Origin of the sequence: Dietzia sp. DQ12-76, from assembly GCF_014145045.1 — a bacterium.
Lineage (GTDB): Bacteria > Actinomycetota > Actinomycetes > Mycobacteriales > Mycobacteriaceae > Dietzia.
In genome coordinates, this window is record NZ_JAALDV010000233.1 from 1 (window position 1) to 2,822 (window position 2,822).

Consider the following 2,822-nt stretch of genomic DNA (forward strand, 5'->3'; position numbering starts at 1 on the left):
CTCTCCCGTCACCGGGGCCGTCCGCAGGATCGCCGGCGTCCTCGGTGACACCGTGCGGCGCGCCGGCGGGGCGATGAACCGCCGTCTGGCGAACCGGCGCTGACGACGCCGCCGGACCCTAGTCGCGCGACCGCTCGTAGAACGCCACGGCCGCAGCCGTGGCCACGTTGAGCGAGTCGGTTCCCGCTGTCATGGGTATCGCCGCCCGGACGTCGCACGCACGCATCGCGTGCTCGGTGAGCCCCGGCCCCTCGGCTCCGAGGACAAAGGCCACCTTGTCGGCGTCGACGGCGCGGGAGAGCGGAACCTCCCCGGAGGGGGTCAGCGCCACGGTGGTGAAACCCCGTGTTCGCAGATCCCCGAGGGAGCGGTGCCAGGTGGTCGGGGTCCCGTGCAGGTGCGCGAACGGCAACCGCAGGACGTGTCCCATGGACACGCGCACCACCCGCCGGTAGAGCGGGTCCCCGGTGGCGGCACCGAACAGCACCCCGTCGACGCCGAGCGCCGCGCAGTTGCGGAAGATGGCCCCCAGGTTCTCGGGGTCGTTGACCCCTTCGAGCACCACGAGGGTCCGGGCGCCGTCCACGACCGCGTCGACGTCGAGCGGGGCCGGCCGGTGGGCGGCGGCGAGGATGTCGCGGCTGGACCGGAACCCGATCACCTCGCTGAGCACGTCCTTGGTGGTGCGCAGGTAGACGGCTCCGGCGGCCCGTTCGTCGGCATCCCAGCCCTCCGCCGTCGCCTCGCGGCGCAGTTGCCGCAGTCGGGCGTCGGTCCCCAGCAGGAGGTGCGGCCGGAACCGGGACAGGAGCATCCTCCCCACCACGTAGGTGCCCTCGGCGATCACCAGGCCCCGCCCTCCCGGCAGGTCGGGGCGGCGGTCGGAGTGGTTGAGATCGCGGAGGTCGTCCAGCCGGGGATCGGCGGGATCGGAGACGTCGACGACGAGCACTGTCCGCGCCGCTCAGGCCAGAAGGTCGGTGATGGGCCCGATCGCGAAGAACACGAGGAACGCCGCCGCGACCACCCACAGCAGCGGGTGGACCGACCGGGCCTTGCCGGTGGCCGTGGCCATCACGACCCAGGCCACGAACCCGATCCCTATCCCGTTGGCGATGGAGTACGTGAACGGCATGGTGACGATGGTGAGGAACGCCGGCAGGGCGATGGAGAATCTCGTGAAGTCGATGTTGATGATCTGCGACATCATGAGCGCGCCGACCACCACGAGCGCGGGGGCGGCCGCCTCGACGGGGACGACCTCGTAGAGCGGTGTGAAGAACATCGCGACGAGGAAGAGGACACCCGTGACGATGTTCGCCAGTCCGGTTCGGGCGCCCTCGGCGATACCCGTCGCCGACTCGAGGAAGACGGTGTTGGAGGAGGACGAGGTGAATCCACCGGCGACGGCCCCGACTCCCTCGACCACGAGCGCGGTCTTCATGTTGGGCAGGTTGCCGTTCTCGTCCATGAGCCCGGCCTCTTTGCCCAGGCCGGTGAAGGTACCCATGGCGTCGAAGAAGTTCGCGAGCAGCAGGGTGAAGACGAACAGGCCGGCGGCAAGGGGGCCGATGCGGACGAATGCGCCGAAGAGGTCCACCTGCCCGATGAGGGAGAGGTTGGGCAGTCCGCCGAGCGTCTCTGGAATGCCCGGGACCGCGAGGTTCCACCCCGTGGGCGAGGGCTCGCCGTCGACGAACGACGGGCCGGCGTCCGCGATCGCCTCGACGATGATGGCCACGACGGTGGTGACCACGATGCCGATGAAGATGCCGCCGCGCACCTGACGGGCCACGAGGATCCCGCACAGCAGCAGCCCGAACGCGAACACGGCCGTGGGCCACGACGCGATCGATCCCTCGATCCCCAGCCCCACCGGCACCGTGGTGCCCGCGGCGTCGGGGAGTCGACGCACGAACCCGGAGTCGACGAACCCGACCATGGCGATGAACAGCCCGATGCCCACGGCGATGGCGGCCTTGAGGTCCGGGGGAATGGCGTCGAAGACCGCCTTGCGGAACCCGCTCACCGCGAGGATGACGATGATGACGCCCTCGATGACGATCAGCCCCATCGCCTCGGCCCAGGTGACCTGCCTGGCGATGGTGACCGCGACCAGGGAGTTGATGCCCAGGCCGGTGGCGAAGGCGAACGGATAGCGGGCGATCGCGCCGAAGGCCACCGTCATCACCCCGGCGGTGAACGCGGTGACCGCGGCGATCTCGATGATCGACAGCTGGTTGCCCTCGACGTCGACACCCGAACCGAGGATCAGCGGGTTGAGCACGATGATGTAGGCCATCGCGAAGAAGCTGACCACCCCGCCGCGCACCTCGCGGGACACGGTCGAACCGCGCTCGCTGATCTTGAAGTAACGGTCGAGGGGGCCCCGTGCTGGGGACCGCGACGGGGCCCCGGTGCTCTGCGACATCTGGAGACCTTCCTGGCGGTGGTGAGGAACCGTCATAGGGTAACCGGCCCTCCGCCTGCGGTAGCGTCGCGGTCATGACCGAGAGGCCGACAGAGCCGCAGGTGCCCCGAATCCCGGGCTACCTCCTGGACCCGCGGCCCGTCGTCCTCATCGGGACCCTCGCGTGGACGATCGCCCTCCTGGCGATGATGCTCATGGACGAGGTGGACATGCGCGCGGTCATCCTCTGCGCGGTCGGTGTGGGTGTGGGTGCGATCGGCACGCTCGTGTACGCGCTCCAGCGGCGTGCGGTCCTGCGCGGCAGCGCGGGGGCACAGGTCGGTCTCGACTTCGACCACACGTGAGCCGGCCCGCCCGAGGGGTCTGCGGGGTCAGGCCTGGTCGGCGGGGT

General features: G+C 70.2%; 3 protein-coding genes. 1 reads left to right on the forward strand and 2 read right to left on the reverse strand.

Annotated features, from left to right (window positions below; all coding sequences use genetic code 11):
• Positions 1–118 precede the first annotated feature (118 nt).
• Together G6019_RS08860 and G6019_RS08865 are read right to left on the reverse strand one after the other, a co-directional pair.
• Positions 119–952 (reverse strand): TrmH family RNA methyltransferase, encoded by an 834-nt coding sequence (locus G6019_RS08860; RefSeq protein WP_182612979.1) that lies wholly within the window; start codon positions 950–952, stop codon positions 119–121.
• Between the two features lie 12 nt (positions 953–964).
• The gene (locus tag G6019_RS08865; protein ID WP_107755843.1) at positions 965–2,431 is read right to left on the reverse strand and encodes an NCS2 family permease; all 1,467 of its coding nucleotides are present in this window, start codon (positions 2,429–2,431) and stop codon (positions 965–967) included.
• A 74-nt stretch (positions 2,432–2,505) separates the two neighbouring features.
• Between G6019_RS08865 and G6019_RS08870 the strand changes: the two genes are divergently transcribed.
• Positions 2,506–2,775 carry a DUF2530 domain-containing protein gene (locus G6019_RS08870; RefSeq protein ID WP_031264944.1) on the forward strand — a complete coding sequence of 90 codons (270 nt, stop codon included), beginning with the start codon at positions 2,506–2,508 and terminating at the stop codon, positions 2,773–2,775.
• The last annotated feature ends 47 nt before the right edge of the window (positions 2,776–2,822 follow it).